The organism is Actinocorallia aurea (genome assembly GCF_054783995.1).
Genome location: NZ_BAAGPQ010000038.1, coordinates 218,181 through 236,268, shown reverse-complemented (window position 1 = coordinate 236,268; position 18,088 = coordinate 218,181). Strand labels below are relative to the sequence as shown.

Below are 18,088 nucleotides of genomic sequence, written 5' to 3'. Positions count from 1 at the left end.
GCCCGCCGCCTCCCGCGCGGGGGCGGCGGGCCGACGCCGGCTAACCTCCGGCGCGCGCCTTGCGGATGGCGTGTTCGGGGCGGTGGGCGGTGGTGCCGCAGTCGATGACGACGGTCTGGCCGGTGATGCAGCGGGCCTCGTCGGAGGCGAGGAAGGCGACCAGGGCGGCGACGTCCTCAGGCTCGGCGGGCCATGGGAGGAGCCGTTCGGCGGACTTCTCCGCGAGCATCTCCGGCGTCATGACGCGCCGGGCGACGTCCGTCATGACGAGCCCGGGGGCGACCGCGTTGCAGCGCACTCCCCTATCGCCGTACATCGTGGCGACGTAACGGGTGAAGGAGATGAGCGCCGCCTTGGCCGCCCCGTACGCCGCATGGTCGGTGTCCCCGACGAGGGCGCTGACGGAGGTCGTGTTCACGATCGCCGCCCCTTCCCCCATGAGTGGCACGAGGTGCTTGCACATGAGCATCGAGCCCCGTACGGAGACCTCATGGGTGCGGTCCCACACGGCGACGTCCATATCGGCGAGGTCGAGGTCCTGCCCGTACACGTCGCGGCCTAGAGCCGCCGCGTTGTTGTGCAGGACGTCGAGCCGCCCATGGGCGGCCCGTACGGACTCGGCGAGCGCGCGCACGGCGTTCTCGTCGGAGACGTCCAGGAGGTACGGTGAGGCCGCGCCCCCGTCCTTGACGATGACGTCGACGGTGTCGCGCGGATCGAGGTCGGCGACCACCACGGAGGCGCCCTCCGCGGCGAGCCTGCGGGCGGTCGCCCTGCCGATCCCGGACCCGCCGCCCGTGACGACCGCGACCTTCCCGGTGAACCTCACCGCTCGTCCCACTCGACCTGCAGGGCGGCGAGTCCCCGTCCGACAAGGCTGCGCCGGTACTCGACCGGCTCCCCCTCGACGAGCCGCAGCGACGGTATCCGCGCCGTGATCTGCTGGAACGCGATCTCCATCTTCAGCCGGCTCAGCGCCGCGCCCACGCAGTGGTGGATCCCGTACCCGAAGACCAGGTGGTCGCGGGCGTTGGCGCGGCGGATGTCGAACCGCTCGGGGTCGGGGAAGACCGTCTCGTCATGGGCGGCGGAGTCGGTGCTGATGAGGACCTCGACCCCGGCGGGGATGGTGACGCCATGAAGGGTGACCGGCTTCGTGGGGATGCGGAAGCTGCCGAGGCTCGCCCCGTCGAGGCGCAGCGACTCCTCGATCATGCCGGGGATGAGCGCCGGATCCGCCACGATCTCGTCCCAGACGTCCCGTTCGCTCATGAGCCGGAGGATGCCGTTGCCCAGCGCGTTGGGCACGGTGTCGTTGCCGCCGAGCAGGAGCGCGCTGATGGTCTCCACCACCTCGCGGTGCGACAGCTCGTGCGGGATCATCCCGGCCATGAGCGAGGCGAAGTCGTCGCGGGGGGCGGTGGTGCGCTCGGTCACGAGCCGGTCGACGAAGTCGAGGTACTTGAGGAAGTCCCCGGCGAGCTCCACCTGCCGTTCGGGCGTCTGTGGGGACAGGAAGAGCTGGAACCAGGACGTCACCCAGTGCTTGACGTCCTCCTCGTCCTCCGGCGGCACCCCGATGAAGATCGCGGCGAGGTGCGCCGACGGCAGGTGCGCGATGGTCTGCACGAGGTCGGTGCGGCCCTGCGGGATGACGTCGTCGAGCACCGCGTCGACCTGGGCGCGGAAGGCCTCGCCGAGCTTCGCGACCGCCCGGGGGGTGAACGCGCTGGAGATCGCCCGCCGCATCCGGGTGTGCTGGGGCGGGTCGACGTTGGCGGCGAAGTTGTCGAGGAAGGACTCGTGCTCGCCCAGCGCGCGGCGGACCTCGTCGGTGAGGGTCCGGGAGATGGTGAGGGAGCCGACGGACGAGAACGTCGCGTTGTCGCGGTAGGCGGCGCGCACGTCCTCGTACCGGGTGAGCACCCACATCTTCAGGTGCTCGCTCCAGAAGACGGGCCGATCGTGCCGGAGCCGGCGCAGGAACGGGTACGGGTCGGCGACGTGCCAGGCCGCGGTGACGTCGAAGTCGTCGGCTTCCGCGGCGAGTCCCTCGGCGGGGATGCCCTCGGGGGGATGAACTGCCATGGCGGGCTCCGTCAGTAGGGAGCGACGGGTGTGAGGACCCGCCGCGGGTTGTCGATGAGCATGAGGTCGATCTGCGCCCGCGTGACGCCTCGCGCCAGCAGCTCGGGCAGCACGTCGGACGGGATGTGCTTCAGGTGGTAGTTCGGATGCCTTTCGGCGATGACGTCCCACTCGAACCTGTCGTTGAAGCAGTACGAGTCGTGGCCGAGGACCATCCGGTCGGCGTAGCCCAGCTCGCACAGCGCGACGACGGTCGAGACCCGGTCCTCGAAGGACGTGAACTCGATGCCGAAGCGGTCCATGCCGAGGTAGGAGCCGTTGTCGGCAAGGGTGCGCAGGTAGTCGAGGTCGGTGGAGTCGCCGGCGTGGCCGATGACGACGCGCGTGAGGTCGACGCCCTCCTCGAGGAGGAGCTTCTGCTGGTCCAGGCCGTTGCGCACGGACGACTCGCTGTGCGTGGTGATGGGCGCGCCCGTCTCGCGGTGCGCCTTCGCGCAGGCCCGGATGACCCGCTCCACGCCGCGCGTGATGCCCTGCTTGCCTGTGGCGCACTTGAGCATCCCGGCCTTCACCCCGGTCCGGCCGATGCCGTCGGTGATGTCCCGGATGAAGAACTCCGCGAGCCTGTCCTCCCCTCCGAAGAGGGTGCCGGGCCCCCGGTTGCCGAAGTAGGCGGGCAGATCGTCGTAGGTGTACAGGCCGGTCGCCACGACGATGTTGACGGACGTCAGCTCCGCGACGCGTTGCACGGCGGGGATGTAGCGGCCGAGGCCGATCACCGTGAGGTCCACGACGGTGTCGATGCCGAGCGCGCGCACGGCGTCCAGCTTGGCTGCGGCGTCGGCGGCGCTGCGTTCGAGGTCCCAGCCTTCGGGGATGTCGGGCCAGTTCCAGAGGATCTCGGGACTGAGCCCGAAGATGTGCTCGTGCATGAGGACCGCGCCGAGTTCTTCGGCGGGGCCGCGGACGGTCTCGATCACGCGACCACCTCCGGGAAGCGCGGGTGGTCGAACGGCTTGTTCACTTCGAGGCCGAGCCCGTCGGTCTGCCCGTAGGGCGTGCCGGTGTACAGGGCGTCGGAGTCGAAGTAGGTGACGGTGAACGAAAGGCGGGGCTCGTCCTTCAGGTTCGCCCCCGACCCGTGGACGGTGAGCGCGTGGTGGACCGTCGCGTCGCCCGCCGAGAGGTCGATCGGGTCGGACAGCGGAAGGCGGGTCACCCACGGGTGCTGGGAAGGCTGGTCGTCGCCTTCGCGGGTGAAACTGCGGCCGAGGAGCCCGTACCGGTGCGAGCCCGTGTAGAAGCGCAGGGATCCCATCTCGGCGGGGATGTCGCCGAGGGCGAGCCAGACCGTCAGCATCTCCGAGCGGTCCATCGGCATCCAGGGGAAGTCCTGGTGGAACACGGTCGCGCCGTGCCCGCCCGCGCCCTCCGGCTCCTTGACGAGCAGGTTCGTCACCTGGACGCGGACCCGGGCGACGCCCTGGAGCAGCCGTGCGGCGGTCTCGCCGAGGGTGCCGTCGAGGGTGAGCGAGCGGAACAGGGGGTCGGTCTCGGCGATGTCGCGGGACTGGCCGAACGCCTCGTCGACGGCCGTGCGACGGGTGCTGTCGCGTTCGGCGAGGCGGGCGAGGGCCGTCGCGCGCAGGTCGGCGACGGTCTCGGGCGGGACGAGGCCGGGCAGGTGGACCCAGCCGTTCTCGCGGAAGAAGGCGACCTCGTCGTCGGTCGCGGGACGCACTGCGAGGGACATTGCCCAAGTGTCGAACGCACGGCATGGTAAAGCAAGCGCTTGGTTTGAATGATCCCCCGACCGGAGGAGCCCGCCGTGTCCCCTCAGTACCGTCCGTTCCGCTTCGGCGCCGTCCTTCGCCTCGCCGACTCCGGCCGCGCCTGGGCCGACAAGGCCCGCCGCCTGGAGGACGACGGGTTCAGCACCCTCCTCGTCCCCGACCACCTCGTCGGCCCGCGCCTCGGCCCCGTCGCCGCCATGACCGCCGCGGCCTGCGCCACCGAACGGCTGAACGTCGGGACCCTCGTGTTCGCCAACGACTTCCGGCATCCCGCCGTCCTGGCCAAGGAGGCCGCGACGATCGACCTGCTCTCCGACGGACGCCTCGAACTCGGCATGGGCACCGGCTGGATGGCCCGCGACTACGACGCCGCAGGCATGGACTTGGCTTCCCCGGGCGTACGGGTGGCCCGCCTTGACGAGTCACTGCGCGTGATGAAGGCGCTCTGGCGGGGCGGCCCCGTGGAGTTCGCCGGCGCGCACTACACGATTTCCGGTCTGGAGCAGGAGCCCCTTCCGGCGCGCAAGCCCGGCCCGCGCATCATGCTCGGCGGCGGCGGCCCGAAGATGCTGGCGCTGGCCGCCCGCGAGGCCGACATCGTCAACCTGACGATGCGGGTCCGGGCCGACGGAGCGGGCCCCGACCTGCGCGACAGCGGCATCGCCCAGTTCCGCGACAAGCTCGCCGTCCTGGAGGCCTCCGCCGGGCCCCGGTTCGGCGAGATCGAACTCGGCACGTCCGTCCTCAGCCTGGGCCTCGGCGCGCAGCCGGAGGCGTGGAGCGCCGCGAACCCGTCGGCCCAGGCCGGGACGCCGCAGGTCCTCGCCGGGTCGCTGGACGAGATCTGCGACGCCCTGGTGCGCTGGCGCGAGGAGCTGGGCATCTCCTACTTCGTCCTGCACAACGAGGACGACCTGCCGGCCTTCCGCCAGGTCGTCGCCCGGCTGTCGGGCCACTGATCCGGGCACCCGCCCCGGAACGGGATTTCCGGGGCGGAAAGCCGGGTAGCGCCCCATTGGTCTGGACCAATCATGGAAGCGGGCCGCGCCGGAAGAAACCGCCCAGCGGGGAGGATTCACCCCTCCGTCACCTTGCGTTTCCGGCCTCAACCTGCGGCTGAGCGCCGGAACCGCGGTTCGGGACATCGGCGCGGCGACACGACGGGGCCACAGGCCACTAGACCACCCGAGAGACCACGGTGAGATCTGCGCCACACCGAGCCACGGGCCGCCCACCTGCGAAAACGGAGGTTTCGCCCGGTTGACCGCCGGATGACCTGCGGTCCCGCCCCCCGGTTGTGGCGCGCGTCGCAGAAGTCCGAAAGATTTTCTGCGTGAGGTGATGTTTCCTCAAAGTAACGCATTGGCTCAGACCAATTGGCCAAAACCTGTAGGTGTCGTTCACGATGCGTACAACCCCAATGCAGGTGTGAGGAGTAAGGCGTGTCTGACCAGGTCCCCGGGCTCAAACCGGCACCTACCAGCAACCAGGAACTGATCGACTGGGTCGGCGAGATCGCCGCGCTGACCAAGCCCGACAACGTCGTGTGGTGTGACGGATCCGAGGAGGAGTGGGTACGGCTGACCGACCTGCTCGTCGCGGCGGGCACGTTCAAGCGGCTCAACCCTGACAAGCGCCCGAACAGCTTCTACGCCGCCTCCGACCCGCGGGACGTCGCCCGCGTGGAGGACCGGACCTACATCTGCTCCGAGAAGGAGGAGGACGCGGGTCCGACCAACAACTGGATCGCACCCGCCGAGATGCGCGCGACCTTCGCGAACATCTTCGACGGCTCCATGAAGGGCCGCACCCTCTACGTGGTGCCGTTCTGCATGGGCCCGCTGGGCGGCAACATCTCCCAGCTCGGCGTTGAGCTCACCGACTCGGCCTACGTCGCGGTCTCGATGAAGATCATGACCCGGATGGGCGCCGAGGCGCTGCGCCTCATCGAGGAGCGCGGCTCCTTCGTGAAGGCCGTCCACACCGTGGGCGCGCCGCTGGAGGCCGGCCAGGCGGACGTGCCGTGGCCTTGCAACACCGAGAAGTACATCTCGCACTTCCCCGAGACCCGTGAGATCTGGTCCTACGGCTCCGGCTACGGCGGCAACGCGCTGCTGGGCAAGAAGTGCTACGCGCTGCGCATCGCCTCGACGATGGCCCGCGACGAGGGCTGGCTCGCCGAGCACATGCTCATCCTCAAGCTGACCCCGCCGAGCGGCGAGGCCAAGTACATCACCGCCGCGTTCCCCAGCGCCTGCGGCAAGACCAACCTCGCCATGCTCCAGCCCACGATCCCGGGCTGGAAGGTCGAGACGGTCGGCGACGACATCGCCTGGATGCGGTTCGGCGAAGACGGCCGCCTGTACGCGATCAACCCTGAAGCGGGGTTCTTCGGGGTCGCGCCGGGCACCGGCGAGTCCACCAACGCCAACGCGATCAAGACCCTCTGGGGCAACTCGATCTTCACCAACGTCGCCCTCACCGACGATGGCGACGTGTGGTGGGAGGGCCTGACCGACGAGGCCCCCGCGCACCTGACCGACTGGAAGGGCAACGACTGGACGCCGGAGACCGGCACCCCGGCCGCCCACCCGAACGCCCGCTTCACCACGCCGGCCGGGCAGTGCCCGACCATCGCGCCGGAGTGGGAGGACCCGAACGGCGTGCCGATCTCGGCGATCCTGTTCGGCGGCCGCCGCGCCACCTCGGTGCCGCTGGTGACCGAGTCCTTCGACTGGCAGCAGGGCGTCTTCCTCGGCGCGAACGTCGCCTCGGAGAAGACCGCCGCCGCTGAGGGCACCGTCGGCGAGCTGCGCTACGACCCGTTCGCCATGCTGCCGTTCTGCGGCTACAACATGGGCGACTACTTCGCGCACTGGCTGAAGCTCGGCGCTTCGGCCGACGCCGAGAAGCTCCCGCGCATCTACTACGTCAACTGGTTCCGCAAGGACGAGGGCGGCAAGTGGCTGTGGCCGGGCTTCGGCGAGAACGCCCGCGTCCTCAAGTGGATCGTGGAGCGCCTCGAGGGCAAGGCCGACGCCGTCAAGACCGCGATCGGGCACGTCCCGACCGCGGAGGCGCTCGACCTCAAGGGCCTCCAGATCGACGGCAAGGACCTGGACCTGCTCCTGTCCGCCGACAAGGAGACCTGGAAGCGCGAGGCCTCCCTCATGCCGGCCCACCTGGAGACCTTCGGCGACCACCTGCCCAAGGAACTGTGGGACGAGTACCACGCCCTCGTCGCCCGCCTGAGCGACGACTTCTGAACCCGTAGGCGGGGGCACCCCGGCGAAGCCGGGCTCTCAACCCGCCACCGGGCCAGATGAACAGCAAGTCACACAAGGCCGGGACGCTCCCTCCAGCGTCCCGGCCGGGGCAGGCCCCGCCTCATGGGGCCGCCCCGCACCGGGTCCCCGTCAACGACGCCGGGGACCCCTCTCCTCCGCAGGCCCGTCCGGACCCACCTCCCGGACGGGCCTGCGGCGTCCGAGCTTGCCGCACAGGCCGGAGCGACGTACAATTTCCTGTACAAGTCGGGGAGAGGCTGGCCATGAAGACCATGACGTACTCCGAATCTCGTGCAAGGTACGCCGAGGTTCTCAACTCCGTGACCGACGACAGGGAAGAAGTCGTCATCACCCGTGCCGGCCACGACCCGGTGGTCATCGTCTCCCTTGAGGACTACGAAGCCCTCAAGGAGAGTGCCTACCTGCTGCGCAGCCCCGCGAACGCCCGTCGCCTGATGTCAGCGATCGACGAGCTGGAGAACGGCGGCGGCACCGTCCAGGAGCTGGCGACCTGAGGTGAAGATCGTCTTCGCGTCCCGGGCTTGGGAGGACTACCTGTGGTGGCAGGCCCAGGACCGGAAGCTGCTCAAGCGGATCAACACGCTGATCGCCGATATCGAGCGGCACGGGAACGAGGGCATCGGCAAACCGGAGCCCCTCAAGCACGGTTTCCAGGGCTACTGGTCACGCCGCATCAACGACGAGCACCGGCTGGTCTACAAGGTCACCGAGGACTCGGTCCTGATCGCACAATGCCGTTACCACTACGAGGGCTGACACGCGTCTCTCCGGAGTGACCTCAGCTCGCTGCGGGACGGCGAGGACTACGACGTCCGCATGGCCCTCCTGCCATGCCCTCGTCCGTGGTCCTGGCCCGGGACCTCGTCCGGCACGCGCTCGGCGGGTGGGGCTTCGACCCCGGGCTCATCGACGATGCCCGCGCCGTCATCAGCGAACTCGTCACCAACGCCGTCAACGCGGCCCGGGGCCACGAGATCCGCATCCGCGCCACCCGGCACCAGGGCCGTCCGCTGCTCGAATGCTGGGACCCCGCGCCCACGCTGCCGACGTTCACCGACGCCCCGGTCCTGTCGGAATCCGGGCGGGGCCTCCCGATCGTCGCGGCCTACGCGCGGAGCACGGGCCTGCGGGCGGCCGCGACGGGCCGGGGCAAGGTCATGTGGGCCCTGAGGTGAGGCGGGGCCGGCGGCTAGGCCGTCGCGGGGATCCGGCGGGCGAGGGAGGCCAGGGCTTCGGCGAGTGCGGTCCTGAGGGCGGGGTCGGCGATGGCGCCGTCGGGGCCGACCGCGTCCCGGGGGACCGGGAGCCGGACGCAGCACTGCTCGACGATGACGGCGTCGACGTAGCGCAGGACGCCGGCGAGCTGGGTGTAGGCGCCCTCGCCGCGGCCCGGGGCCGCGACGTTGATCCAGGCGACCGGCTTGCGGTAGAGGTCGCCGCCGCCCACGGTCCAGTCGATCAGGTTCTTGAGGGCGCCGGGCAGCGCTCCGGCGTACTCGGGCGTGCTGAACACCACGGCGTCGGCGACCGCGAGCCGCTCGCGCAGGTGGCGCACCGCGACGTGCGGGCCCGCGGGGTCGTCGTCCGGGGTGAACGGCGGCAGGTGGGGCAGACCGTCGTAGAGCACGGCGTCCACCGACGCCACCAGCGCGGCGGTGCGCAGCGCTGCGGTGTTCGTCGAAAGGTTCCTGGTGCTGCCCGACACGAGCAGGAGATGCGGCCTCACCCCTCCGCCAACCCGCGCCCGGCGCGCCTGATTCCGTCCACGCGCGGATCATCCCGTCGGGTGGGACGCGCGCGGGCCGGACTCAGGGCGCGAGTTTGCAGCCGGGGAAGGGGGCGAGGAGGTTCTCGCGCCAGGTGCCGGTGAGGAACTCGCGGGAGCGGGTGCGCCAGGCGTCGAGGCGGGGGTCGGGCTCGGCCTCGTCGTCGAGGCCGAGGGCGGCGTCGCGGGAGCGCTGGAGGGAGAGGTGGTCCTCCAAGGTGGTGCCCCAGAAAGTGACGACCTCGGTGTCGCAGAACTGGACCTCGTAGGAGCCGATGAGCCTTTGGCCGTGTTCGGCGAGGAGGGGGGCGCGTTCTTCGGTGACGGCCGCGAGGTAGTCCAAGGCCGCGCCCGGCCTTACGGTCGCGCTTTCGAAGACGTAGAACGGGGCTGCGTAGCCTTCCTCGACCACGTCGGCCAAGGCGGGGCTGCCGGGGGACGCGCCGAGGGGACGGGAGTAGGCGGCGTGGCGGAGGTCGTCGATGTCGGACAGGAACAGGCGCTCGTTCACCCCGACGTAGATGTCCATCATCTGCTTCCAGCCGCCGTCCCAGCCGCCCCGGCAGTCCCACAGGGTGACCGCCTTGAACTGGCGGTGGCCGGTGATCCCCACCGCGTAGAAGGCCCCGACGAGGTCGATGTCGCTGGACCGCACCGACTTACCCGCCGTCAGCTCCGACTCCCCTTCGGAGTAGGCCTCGGCGTCCTCGTTCTTGTATCCGGTCAACCACGTCAGGTACTCCAGCGGCTTCCTGGAGTTCATCGGATTGAACTCGACCTCTTCGAGCAGGTACACACCACGCCGCACGCGGACCCTCCGACCCTCGATCAACCAAGCGATTGCTCGGCAAGCCTAACCGCCGGACCCGCCCCGGCCCAGACCCGAAAAGGGCCGGGGACCGCGATCAGCGATCCAGGGCCGTGAGGGTCTTGGTGGTTCGGGTGGCGAAGAGGGTGGCGCCTTGGCGGCGGGCCAGGGCCAGGGCCTCGTGGAGGATGGGGATCGCGCCGGCGGCGTCGCCGAGGGCGGCCAGGGCCTCGGCGCGCAGGCGCAGGAGTTCCGCGCGGTAGTAGCCCTCGCCCGTGGCGTCGGCGAAGGACAGGCCGCGGTCGGCCTCCACGAGGGCTGACACCGGGTCGCCGAGGCGCAGCGCCGCCTCGGCCAGCTCCGCCCGCATGACGGTGCTGGTCGCCCGCATCGACAGGGCGGAGTAGGCGTGCTCGGCCCGCTCCCGCAGCCGGTCGAGGCCCGCCGCGTCCGTCGCCTCGCTCCACGCCAGGAGTGTCCCGGAGAGTCCTTCGAGCTGGAGGAAGCCGCCCTCGGCGCACAGGTCGACCGCCCGCGCGCTCAGTCGGCGGGCCCGCGCGCGGTCCAACTCCACGAAGGCGGTCCAACCGCTGAAGTGCACCGCCGACGCCCGGTCGTACGGGTCGCCGGTGGCGTTGGCGAACCGCTCGGTCTCCGCCTCGGCCGCGCGGGCCGCCTCGGTCTCGCCCCGCGTGGCGAGGGCGAGGGCGAGGAACGTCCGGGCCGTCACCGCCGCGCGCGGCCGGAACGAGCCCGGCGGCCCCGAGAGGTCTCCGGCCACCGCGGTCTCCAGCCGCTCCTTCGCCAGGCGGAGGTCGCCCCGCATGACCGCGGTGCAGCCCGCCGCGTAGGCGCCGGCCACGGGGTCGAGTTCGGTGAGCCTGCGCGCGTACTCCTCCGCCGCGGCGTACTCGGCGCTGGTGTTGGCGTGCTCCCATAGCTGGCCGAACGCCTCCGCGACCCCGGGGTCGCCTGGAGGCACCAGCTCCAGCACTTGCCTTATCCGGGCGTTGTTCGCGCCCACCTCCGGCGCGTTGTAGCCGTCCAGGCCGGACAGCAGAGACGCGCGGCGCGCCAGGACGTCGAGTTCGCGGGACGCCTCCTTCGGGTCGAGCGCCGACCTCGCGCCGTGCACCTCGGCCTGGCGGCGCAGGAAGTCCGCCGCGTCGGCGTCGGCGAACGCGCGTGAGGCGGCCTCGGCGGCCCGGCCGAGCCACGCGATCCGCTCGGCGCGGTACCCGAGCGGCGCGGCCTGCTCGTAGTGGAACGCCAGTTCGGCGGGGGTGCCGCTGCCCTCGGCGAGGTTCGCCGCGGCGAGCGCCGCGTGCAGCGCGGCCCGCCGCGCCACGGGCAGGCCGGCCAGCACCGCCTCGCCGAGCAGCGCGTGCCCCATCCGCAGCGAGGCGCCGCGCTCGGCGACCATGCCCGAGGCGAACGCAGGGCCGAGCGCCGTCAGCGCGCTGACGGCGTCCGAGCCCCACGCGGACGCCAGCGTCGCGGGCTCCACCGGACGGCCCGCGACCGCCAGCAGCTCGACGAGCTCGCACGTGTCGGGCGGATGCTCGGCGAGCCGCCGGGCGATCACCGAGCGCAGTCTCGTGTCGGTGGGCGTCCGGCCGAGCTGGGCGAGGTGGAACGGGTTGCCGCCGGTCGCCGCGTGCAGCAGCGGCGCGCCCTCGGCGTCGCCGGTCAGCTCGGCGACCTGGGCGGGCGACAGGCCCGGCAGCTCGATCGGCGGGACGTCCAGCGGGACGGGCCTGCGGGACAGGACGAGGCAGCGCAGCCCCGTCGCGCGGGCCTTGGCCAGATAGCGCAGGAGCCGGACGGAGTCGGCGTCGGCGGCGTGCAGGTCGTCGAGCACGATGAGGAGGCCGCGCGGCGCGGCGATCCGCGCGAGGAGCCGCGTCACGCTCTCGTACATCCGGAAGCGCCCGACGCTCTCGTCCGGCGCGAGCAGCCGCCCGCCCTCCTCGCCGAGCCGCTCGCGCAGCTCCGCGCAGTCCGCCAACTCGCCGCACAGCACGGGATCGGCGAGCGCCTCGGCGAGCGCGCCCGCGACCTGCGACCACACCCAGAACGGGGGCGCGTCACCCGCGTCCGGGCTGCGGCCCCAGACGACGGGCGTCCCGCGACGGGCGGCCTGCGCGGCGACACGCTCGGCCAGCTCGGTCTTGCCGATGCCGCCCGGCCCCGTGACGACCCTGACGCCCTCACCCGAGACGGCGAACTCCCTCAGAACCGCCAGCTCCCCGGCCCGTCCGACGAACGGGCGCCGCGAGTCGGCGGCCGGAGGTCGCGGACCGGACGCCTCGGACGGGGCGGTGAGCTCGGGATCCTGCTGGAGGATGCGCCGGTGCAGCGAGCGCAGCTCCGGGGACGGGTCGATGCCGAGTTCCGCGGCGAGGGTGCGGCGCAGGGTCTCGTAGGCGGTGAGCGCCGCGGCCTGGTTGCCCGCCCGGTACAGGGCGAGGATCAGCTGCCGGTGGGCGCTCTCGCGCAGCGGGTGGGCGGCGGCCAGCCTACGCAGGGCAGGCACGGCCTCACCGTGCCTGCCGAGCGCGACCTGCGCCGTCAGCAGGCCCTCCTCGGCGCGCACCCGCAGCTCGGCGAGCCTGTCGGCCTCCAGCCGCAGCGGCTCCAGATCGGGCAGCCCGGCCAGGGCCGGGCCGCGCCACATCGCGAGCGCCCCGGTGAAGTCGGCCGACGCCTCCGCGTGCCGCCCTGCCGCTAGTGCGGCCTCCGCGGTCTCCAGGAGGCCGGTGAAGGCCAGCGCGTCGGTTTCCGGGGACTCCAGGGCGTAACCGCCCGCCCGGCTCACCAGGGCGCGGTAGGGCTGCCCCGGCTCCAGCTCACGGCGGAGCACCGAGATGTAGGAGCGCAGCGTGGCGACCGCGCCCGCGGGCGGCGCGCCCGACCACAGTTCGTCGGCCAGGTCGCCGGCCGCGACGTAGGCCGAGGGACGGACCAGCAGCAGGGCCAGCAGGGCGCGCTGGCGCGGTCCGCCCAGGTCGACCGGGACGCCGTCGCGCAGCACCTCCAACGGGCCGAGCATGCGGAAGGACAAGGCGGGGGCGGGAGCTGAGGAAGGGGGGATCACGGAATGGCTCATGATCTTCCGCGGAGGCGGAGTGCTCGGCCCCAGGGGAGGCGGAGGAGGCGCCGCGCACGTCTCCTCCGTCTCCCGCCGGAGCCGAGTCCCCCGGCCACCACGCGGCGACTCCTCAAGGTAATCAGACAGGCACGTCCTGTGCTGGGGAAATCTAGAAATTGGAAGTGACGGCGGAGATCACGGCGTCGATCGCGGCCGCGTCCTTCGCGTCGTAGGCCTTGGCGTCGGTCGCCTCGGCGATCTTCTTCAGGCCCTCCAGGTCGGCGCCGTCGGAGAACCCGATGGTGAACAGGCGGACGCCGCTCTCGCCGTCGATCCTGCCGAGCAGGGCGTCGAGCGAGATCGAGCCCTTGTCGTCGTTGACGCCGTCGGTGAGCAGCACGACCGAGTTGATCGCGTCGGGCACCTTGTTGTCCCGGACCGTGTTGAACGCGGCAAGAGCCGTGTCGTAGAGGCCGGTGTCGGACTTCGGTTCGAGCCCTGCGACGGCGTCCTTCAGCGCTGCGCGGTTCTGCGAGACGGGGCCGATCGGCACGAGCTGGCGGTAGTCCTTGGAGCCGTCGATGCGCGTGGCGAACTCCCACAGGCCTGCCCTGTCGACGCCGATGAACTGGTCCATCGCCTTGGCGAGCGACGCCTTGGCCAGCTCCATGCGCGTCTTGCCCGTGCCCGGCACCTGCTCGACCATGGAGCCCGACACGTCGACGACCCAAAGGACGTTCGAGCGCTTGCGCAGCGACTCCCAGCCCCGCAGGACCTTGTCCAGGACGGCCGGCTCCGGCGGGGCCAGCGTCTTGGAGGGCTGGTTGGGCAGGAGGCCGTTGTCCTGGGTGATGAGGTCGGTGACCTTGTTGTCGTAGCCGCGGAAGGCGTCCTCGGCGAACCTGGCCTGGCCCTCTGGCCCACGCAGGAACTGGAGGAATCCGTCGGCGATGGCCTTCTTGCTCGGATCCATGGTGTTGAGGGCGACATACGGGTGGTCGGAGAGGATCGTCCCCTCCTTGGGGTAGATCGCCACCAGCGGGATCTTCGGCGGGGCGTGCTTGCCCTTGGTGGCCCTGTCGCCGGTCGGGTTGCCCTCGTTGTAGTAGCGGACCGACATCTCCTCCACCGCGACGGCCGAGACGTACCCGAGCGTCTGGCCCGCGTCGTCGGCGCGCTGGAGGCCGGCCAGGAACGTCAGCGTCGTGTCGCCGTAGTGGACGATCGCGCTCTCCACGTCGCGGACGAACGACTTCACCGCGGGCTGGTCGAGATCGCCCTCGGTGAGGTCCTCGGACTTCGCGGTGGCCGCGAAGTACGCGCCGACCGTGGCGTTGAGTCCGGAAGTGGAGTAGTTCGGGTTGGTCTTACCGAGTTTGAACTGACCCCACTCCGGGTGGCCGTAGGAGCCCCAGCCCTGCGGGTCGCGCGAGAGCTTGAGGATGTCCGACCAGCCGATCGCCGTGTTCGGCCAGCCCAGCGCCTCGGCCATCGGCCGCGGCATGGCGATGACCAGCGGCGACACCGCGACGCCCGGCGCCTCCAGCGGCAGGAAGTCGATCTTCCCGCTGTCGGACAGCCGCTGGCGCAGCAGGCTCACCCAGGTCGACGCGGCGGGAGTCCACACGTCGGGCTGGGGAGCCTTGTCGGCCTCGGCGTTCCATCCGCGCACGAGCGCGGCCATCGCCTCGCCCGACGACTTGGAGTGGATCGCGATCTGCGCGCAGACCCCGTTCACCTCGGTGCCCGAGTACTCCTCCGCCAGGTCCTCCATGACGCCGAACTTCTCCGGCGACGAGGACACGTTCAGCGTCACGCCGTCGGAGCCGCACGAGCCGCCGCCCGAACCCATCACATAGAAGGCGACGCCGCCCGCCACCACGAGCACCGTCAGAAGGGCGACCAGGCCGAGGACCAGCGGACCCTTGCTCCGCCGGGGAGGCGGCGGCGGTGGCGTGAAGTAACCAGGCGGTGGCGTGTACGGCGGGGGGCTGTACAAGGAGGTCCTCCAGACCAGGGACAGGACCGTGGTCCGCCCTTTCAGGGGGTTTTGGGGTCTGACGCCAAAGTTATACAGCCGGTTCGTCAGACGCCCGGCGAGAACGCCATGACCGCTGCCGTCTCTCCGTGCTCATTCGTCACCTTCGCCCCATCTTCGGTACGTTCCACGGCTGCGTCGGCACCTGCGAAGACCGGACGCCGCAAAGTGAACGACAAAGCCTCCGGACCGCCTTGCGCGGTCCGTCCCAACTCGGCCATGAGGATCGCCAGCAGCGGCCCGTGCACGACGAGGCCCCTGTGCCCCTCTACTTCCGTCGCGTACGCGAAGTCGTAGTGGATGCGGTGGGCGTTGTACGTCAGGGCGCTGAAGCGGAACAGCAGAGCGGGATCGGCGGACAGCGCGAAGGTACGCTCATCGGTACGGCGCAGGCCCTTGCCTTCCGGACGGATCGGAGGCTCCGGGCTCGCGGGGGCGTCGCCGGAGCGGTAGACGATGTCCTGCTCCTCCACGGCCAGCAGTTCCCCGCCGCGCAGCAGCCGGTTCCGCACCGTGGTGAAGAGCAGCCTCCCGCTGCGGCCCTCCTTCTCGGTGACCGACACCAGCTCCGCGTGCTTGACGACCTCGTCGCCGATCCGGATCGGCGCGTGCGAGGTGAGGCGGGCGCCGGCGAACATGCGGCGGCGGTCGGGCAGCGGCGGCAGGAAGTGCCCGTCGCGCGGATGCCCGTCCGGGCCGAGGGCGGCCTGCGGGTACCGGTCGAGATGGAACAGCCAGTGCCACAACGGCGGCAGCGCCTCGCCCGGCGGGTCGACATCGAGCAGCCCGGCGAGCGCGCGCACCGGCCCCTCGGTGATCACGTCGGCGGTCTCGATCGGCTCCGGGGCCCAGGGGGTGCTCATCCGACGATGCCCTTCTCACGCAGGCCGGCGACGTCGCCGGGGGTCAGGCCGAGGGTCCCGAGGACCTGCTCGGCGTCCGCTCCGAGGACCGGAGCGGGGCGCGGGTCGCGCGGCGCGCCGTCGCGGATGGGGGTGCGCGGCGCGCGCAGCCGACCGATGCCGGGCTGCTCGATCTCGGCGAGCAGCGCGTGGTCGCGGGCCATCAGGTCGCGGAACGTGCCGTACTTCGACCAGAGGACCGACGTGCGGGCCAGCACCTCTGCGGCCTCGGCGGCCGTGCGCGCGGCGAACCAGGGTTCGAGGACTGCCGCGAGGCTCTCCCGGTGCCGGTATCTGTCGCCGTCGTCTGAGAAGTCGGCCCCTACGAGCTTCTCCAGTTCGGCGATCTTCTCCGTCGTGCCGGTGGCCCTGCCCAGGTCGTCGAGGTGCCTGCGGGAGAGCGTGACGATCATGAACCTGCCGTCGCGGACGGCGAAGTCCCGAGCGAACCCGCCGAACAGGTGGTTGCCGATGCGCGGCCGGTCCACCCCGTTCAGCTCGGCCTCGCCGAGGAAACCGAGGTTCCCTGCCGTCGCCAGCGCCACGTCCGACAGGGCGATCTTCACCGACCTGCCCTCACCGGTGCGCAGCCTGTGGTGGTCGGCCGCGAGGATCGCGACCGCCGCGTACAGTCCGCACGCGACGTCCCAGGCGGGGAGCACGTGGTTCACCGGGGCGTCGCCGAGCCCGGTGATCAGCGGGAACCCCGTCTCGGCGTTGACCGTGTAGTCGACCGCCGGGCGCCCGTCGGGATACCCCTGCACCAGCACGTGGATGAGGCCCGGACGCGCCGCCGCGAGATCCTCGTACGCGGGCCTGGGGGTGTTGGCCAGCACGACCCCGGCCTGCGCTGCGAGGCGCAGGACGAGGTCGCGGCCTTCGGGGGTGCGCTGGTCGACCATGACCGACCGCTTGCCCTTGTTGAGCGACGTCCAGTAGATGGACGCGCCCTCCGACGTCACCGGCCACCGCGTGGTGTCGGTCGCGCCGCCGACCGGATCGACGCGCACCACGTCGGCGCCGAGCTGGGCGAGGGTCATCCCGCCCAGCGGAGCCGCCACGAAACTAGAGATCTCCAGGACCCGCAGACCGCTCAGCATGCCCCGAGCCTCCCATACGGGCCCGTCCGCGTCAGCGCTGGACGACGGCACCAGAGGCGAGGAGGTCGTCGACGTCCTTGAAGCCGAGGTCCGTCAGCACCGCGCGGGTGTGCGCGCCCGGGACCGACGGCGGGCCGGTGATCTCGCCCTGCGTCCGCGAGAAGCGCGGCGCGGGCGCGGGCTGCGGGACGCCCTCGACGCCCGGCACGAACACCTCGCGAGCGGTGTTCCACGGGTGCTCGGCGGCCTCGGTCATGCTGAGGACGGGCTCGACGCACGCGTCGGACGGCACGAAGATCTCCGCCCACTCGTCGCGCGTCTTCTCCTTGAACTTCGCCCCGAAGAGCTCCTTCTGCCCGGCCCAGTTGGCCATGTCGTACTGCGGGGCCTCCTCGGGGGCGACCCCTAGGCGCTTGAGGAACTCCGCGTAGAACTGCGGCTCGATCGCGCCGACAGCCATGTGCTTGCCATCGGCGGTCTCGTACACGTCGTAGAAGGGGGCGCCGGTGTCGAGCATGTTGGTGCCGCGGTTCTCGCTCCACAGGCCGGAGGCCTTGAACGCGTGGATGAAGGTGGTGAGGTGCGCGGTGCCGTCCACGATCGCGGCGTCGACGACCTGGCCGCGTCCGCTGATCTTCGACTCCAGCAGCGCGGCGAGCACGCCCACGACGAGGTACATGCTGCCGCCGGCGAAGTCGCCGAGCAGGTTCAGCGGCACCTGCGGCGGGCCGCCCGCCCGGCCGATCGCGTGCAGCGCGCCGGTGATCGCGATGTAGCCGATGTCGTGGCCGGCGGTGTGGCTGAGCGGGCCCTCCTGGCCCCAGCCCGTCATCCGGCCGTAGACGAGCTTGGAGTTGCGGGCGAGGCAGTCGTCCGGGCCGAGGCCGAGGCGCTCGGTGACGCCCGGGCGGAAGCCCTCCAGGAGGACGTCGGACTGCTCGACGAGGCGGAGGACGACCTCGCGCCCCGCCTCGCTCTTGAGGTCGACCGCGACCGAGCGCTTGGAGCGGTTGGTCATGTCCTTCTCCGCGGCGGGGCCACCGCCTCCGCCCTTGCCCGCGCGGTCGATCCGGATCACCTCGGCGCCGAGATCGGCGAGCAGCATCGCCGCGAACGGGCCGGGACCGATCCCCGCCAGCTCGATCACGCGCACTCCGGACAGCGGACCAGCCATAAGAACACCCCTCACTTCAAG

Annotated in this window: 16 protein-coding genes; 5 read left to right on the top strand and 11 right to left on the bottom strand. The window is 71.5% G+C overall.

Annotated elements, in window-relative coordinates; genetic code table 11:
• Positions 1-40 precede the first annotated feature (40 nt).
• Genes ACYVOM_RS39455 through ACYVOM_RS39440 form a run of 4 tightly spaced genes read right to left on the bottom strand, consistent with a single transcriptional unit; the run spans position 41 to position 3,841 of the window.
• On the bottom strand, positions 41-829 hold the full coding sequence (locus tag ACYVOM_RS39455; RefSeq protein ID WP_460308740.1) for an SDR family NAD(P)-dependent oxidoreductase: 789 nt from the start codon (positions 827-829) through the stop codon (positions 41-43).
• A complete protein-coding gene (locus ACYVOM_RS39450; protein ID WP_460308739.1) occupies positions 826-2,088 on the bottom strand; it encodes a cytochrome P450 in 1,263 nt (420 codons plus the stop codon). The genes ACYVOM_RS39455 and ACYVOM_RS39450 overlap by 4 nt, the downstream gene beginning before the upstream one ends.
• A gap of 11 nt (positions 2,089-2,099) precedes the next feature.
• Entirely contained in the window at positions 2,100-3,068 is a 969-nt protein-coding gene (locus ACYVOM_RS39445; RefSeq protein WP_460308738.1) for a phosphotriesterase family protein, read from the bottom strand.
• Positions 3,065-3,841 (bottom strand): phytanoyl-CoA dioxygenase family protein, encoded by a 777-nt coding sequence (locus ACYVOM_RS39440; RefSeq protein ID WP_460308737.1) that lies wholly within the window; start codon positions 3,839-3,841, stop codon positions 3,065-3,067. Before ACYVOM_RS39440 ends, ACYVOM_RS39445 begins: the two co-directional genes overlap by 4 nt.
• Positions 3,842-3,916: 75 nt before the next feature.
• Here ACYVOM_RS39440 and ACYVOM_RS39435 point away from each other — a divergent pair, with 75 nt between their 5' ends.
• The 5 genes from ACYVOM_RS39435 (at position 3,917) to ACYVOM_RS39415 (ending at position 8,364) form a co-directional block, all read left to right on the top strand.
• On the top strand, positions 3,917-4,840 hold the full coding sequence (locus ACYVOM_RS39435) for a TIGR03621 family F420-dependent LLM class oxidoreductase (protein WP_460308736.1): 924 nt from the start codon (positions 3,917-3,919) through the stop codon (positions 4,838-4,840).
• A 483-nt stretch (positions 4,841-5,323) separates the two neighbouring features.
• Positions 5,324-7,147, top strand: a complete 1,824-nt coding sequence (locus ACYVOM_RS39430; RefSeq protein ID WP_460308735.1) for a phosphoenolpyruvate carboxykinase (GTP) — start codon at positions 5,324-5,326, stop codon at positions 7,145-7,147.
• Positions 7,148-7,431: 284 nt separating this feature from the next.
• Positions 7,432-7,683, top strand: a complete 252-nt coding sequence (locus ACYVOM_RS39425) for a type II toxin-antitoxin system Phd/YefM family antitoxin (RefSeq protein ID WP_460308734.1) — start codon at positions 7,432-7,434, stop codon at positions 7,681-7,683.
• 1 nt (position 7,684) lies between these two features.
• Positions 7,685-7,945: a Txe/YoeB family addiction module toxin gene (locus tag ACYVOM_RS39420; protein WP_460308733.1), complete on the top strand. Its 261-nt coding sequence runs from the start codon at positions 7,685-7,687 to the stop codon at positions 7,943-7,945.
• Between the two features lie 74 nt (positions 7,946-8,019).
• Positions 8,020-8,364, top strand: a complete 345-nt coding sequence (locus ACYVOM_RS39415) for an ATP-binding protein (protein ID WP_460308732.1) — start codon at positions 8,020-8,022, stop codon at positions 8,362-8,364.
• A gap of 14 nt (positions 8,365-8,378) precedes the next feature.
• Here ACYVOM_RS39415 and ACYVOM_RS39410 read toward each other — a convergent pair whose 3' ends face one another.
• The 7 genes from ACYVOM_RS39410 to ACYVOM_RS39380 form a co-directional block, all read right to left on the bottom strand.
• The gene (locus ACYVOM_RS39410) at positions 8,379-8,915 is read right to left on the bottom strand and encodes an NADPH-dependent FMN reductase (RefSeq protein ID WP_460308731.1); all 537 of its coding nucleotides are present in this window, start codon (positions 8,913-8,915) and stop codon (positions 8,379-8,381) included.
• An 82-nt stretch (positions 8,916-8,997) separates the two neighbouring features.
• Positions 8,998-9,762: a hypothetical protein gene (locus ACYVOM_RS39405; RefSeq protein ID WP_460308730.1), complete on the bottom strand. Its 765-nt coding sequence runs from the start codon at positions 9,760-9,762 to the stop codon at positions 8,998-9,000.
• A gap of 97 nt (positions 9,763-9,859) precedes the next feature.
• The gene (locus tag ACYVOM_RS39400) at positions 9,860-12,871 is read right to left on the bottom strand and encodes a BTAD domain-containing putative transcriptional regulator (protein WP_460308729.1); all 3,012 of its coding nucleotides are present in this window, start codon (positions 12,869-12,871) and stop codon (positions 9,860-9,862) included.
• A gap of 151 nt (positions 12,872-13,022) precedes the next feature.
• Positions 13,023-14,852, bottom strand: a complete 1,830-nt coding sequence (locus ACYVOM_RS39395) for a substrate-binding and VWA domain-containing protein (RefSeq protein WP_460308728.1) — start codon at positions 14,850-14,852, stop codon at positions 13,023-13,025.
• A gap of 86 nt (positions 14,853-14,938) precedes the next feature.
• Positions 14,939-15,754, bottom strand: a complete 816-nt coding sequence (locus ACYVOM_RS39390; RefSeq protein ID WP_460308727.1) for an HTD2 family dehydratase — start codon at positions 15,752-15,754, stop codon at positions 14,939-14,941.
• On the bottom strand, positions 15,751-16,893 hold the full coding sequence (locus tag ACYVOM_RS39385; RefSeq protein WP_460308726.1) for a CoA transferase: 1,143 nt from the start codon (positions 16,891-16,893) through the stop codon (positions 15,751-15,753). The genes ACYVOM_RS39390 and ACYVOM_RS39385 overlap by 4 nt, the downstream gene beginning before the upstream one ends.
• Positions 16,894-16,924: 31 nt before the next feature.
• On the bottom strand, positions 16,925-18,067 hold the full coding sequence (locus ACYVOM_RS39380; protein WP_460308725.1) for a CaiB/BaiF CoA transferase family protein: 1,143 nt from the start codon (positions 18,065-18,067) through the stop codon (positions 16,925-16,927).
• Positions 18,068-18,088 lie beyond the last annotated feature (21 nt).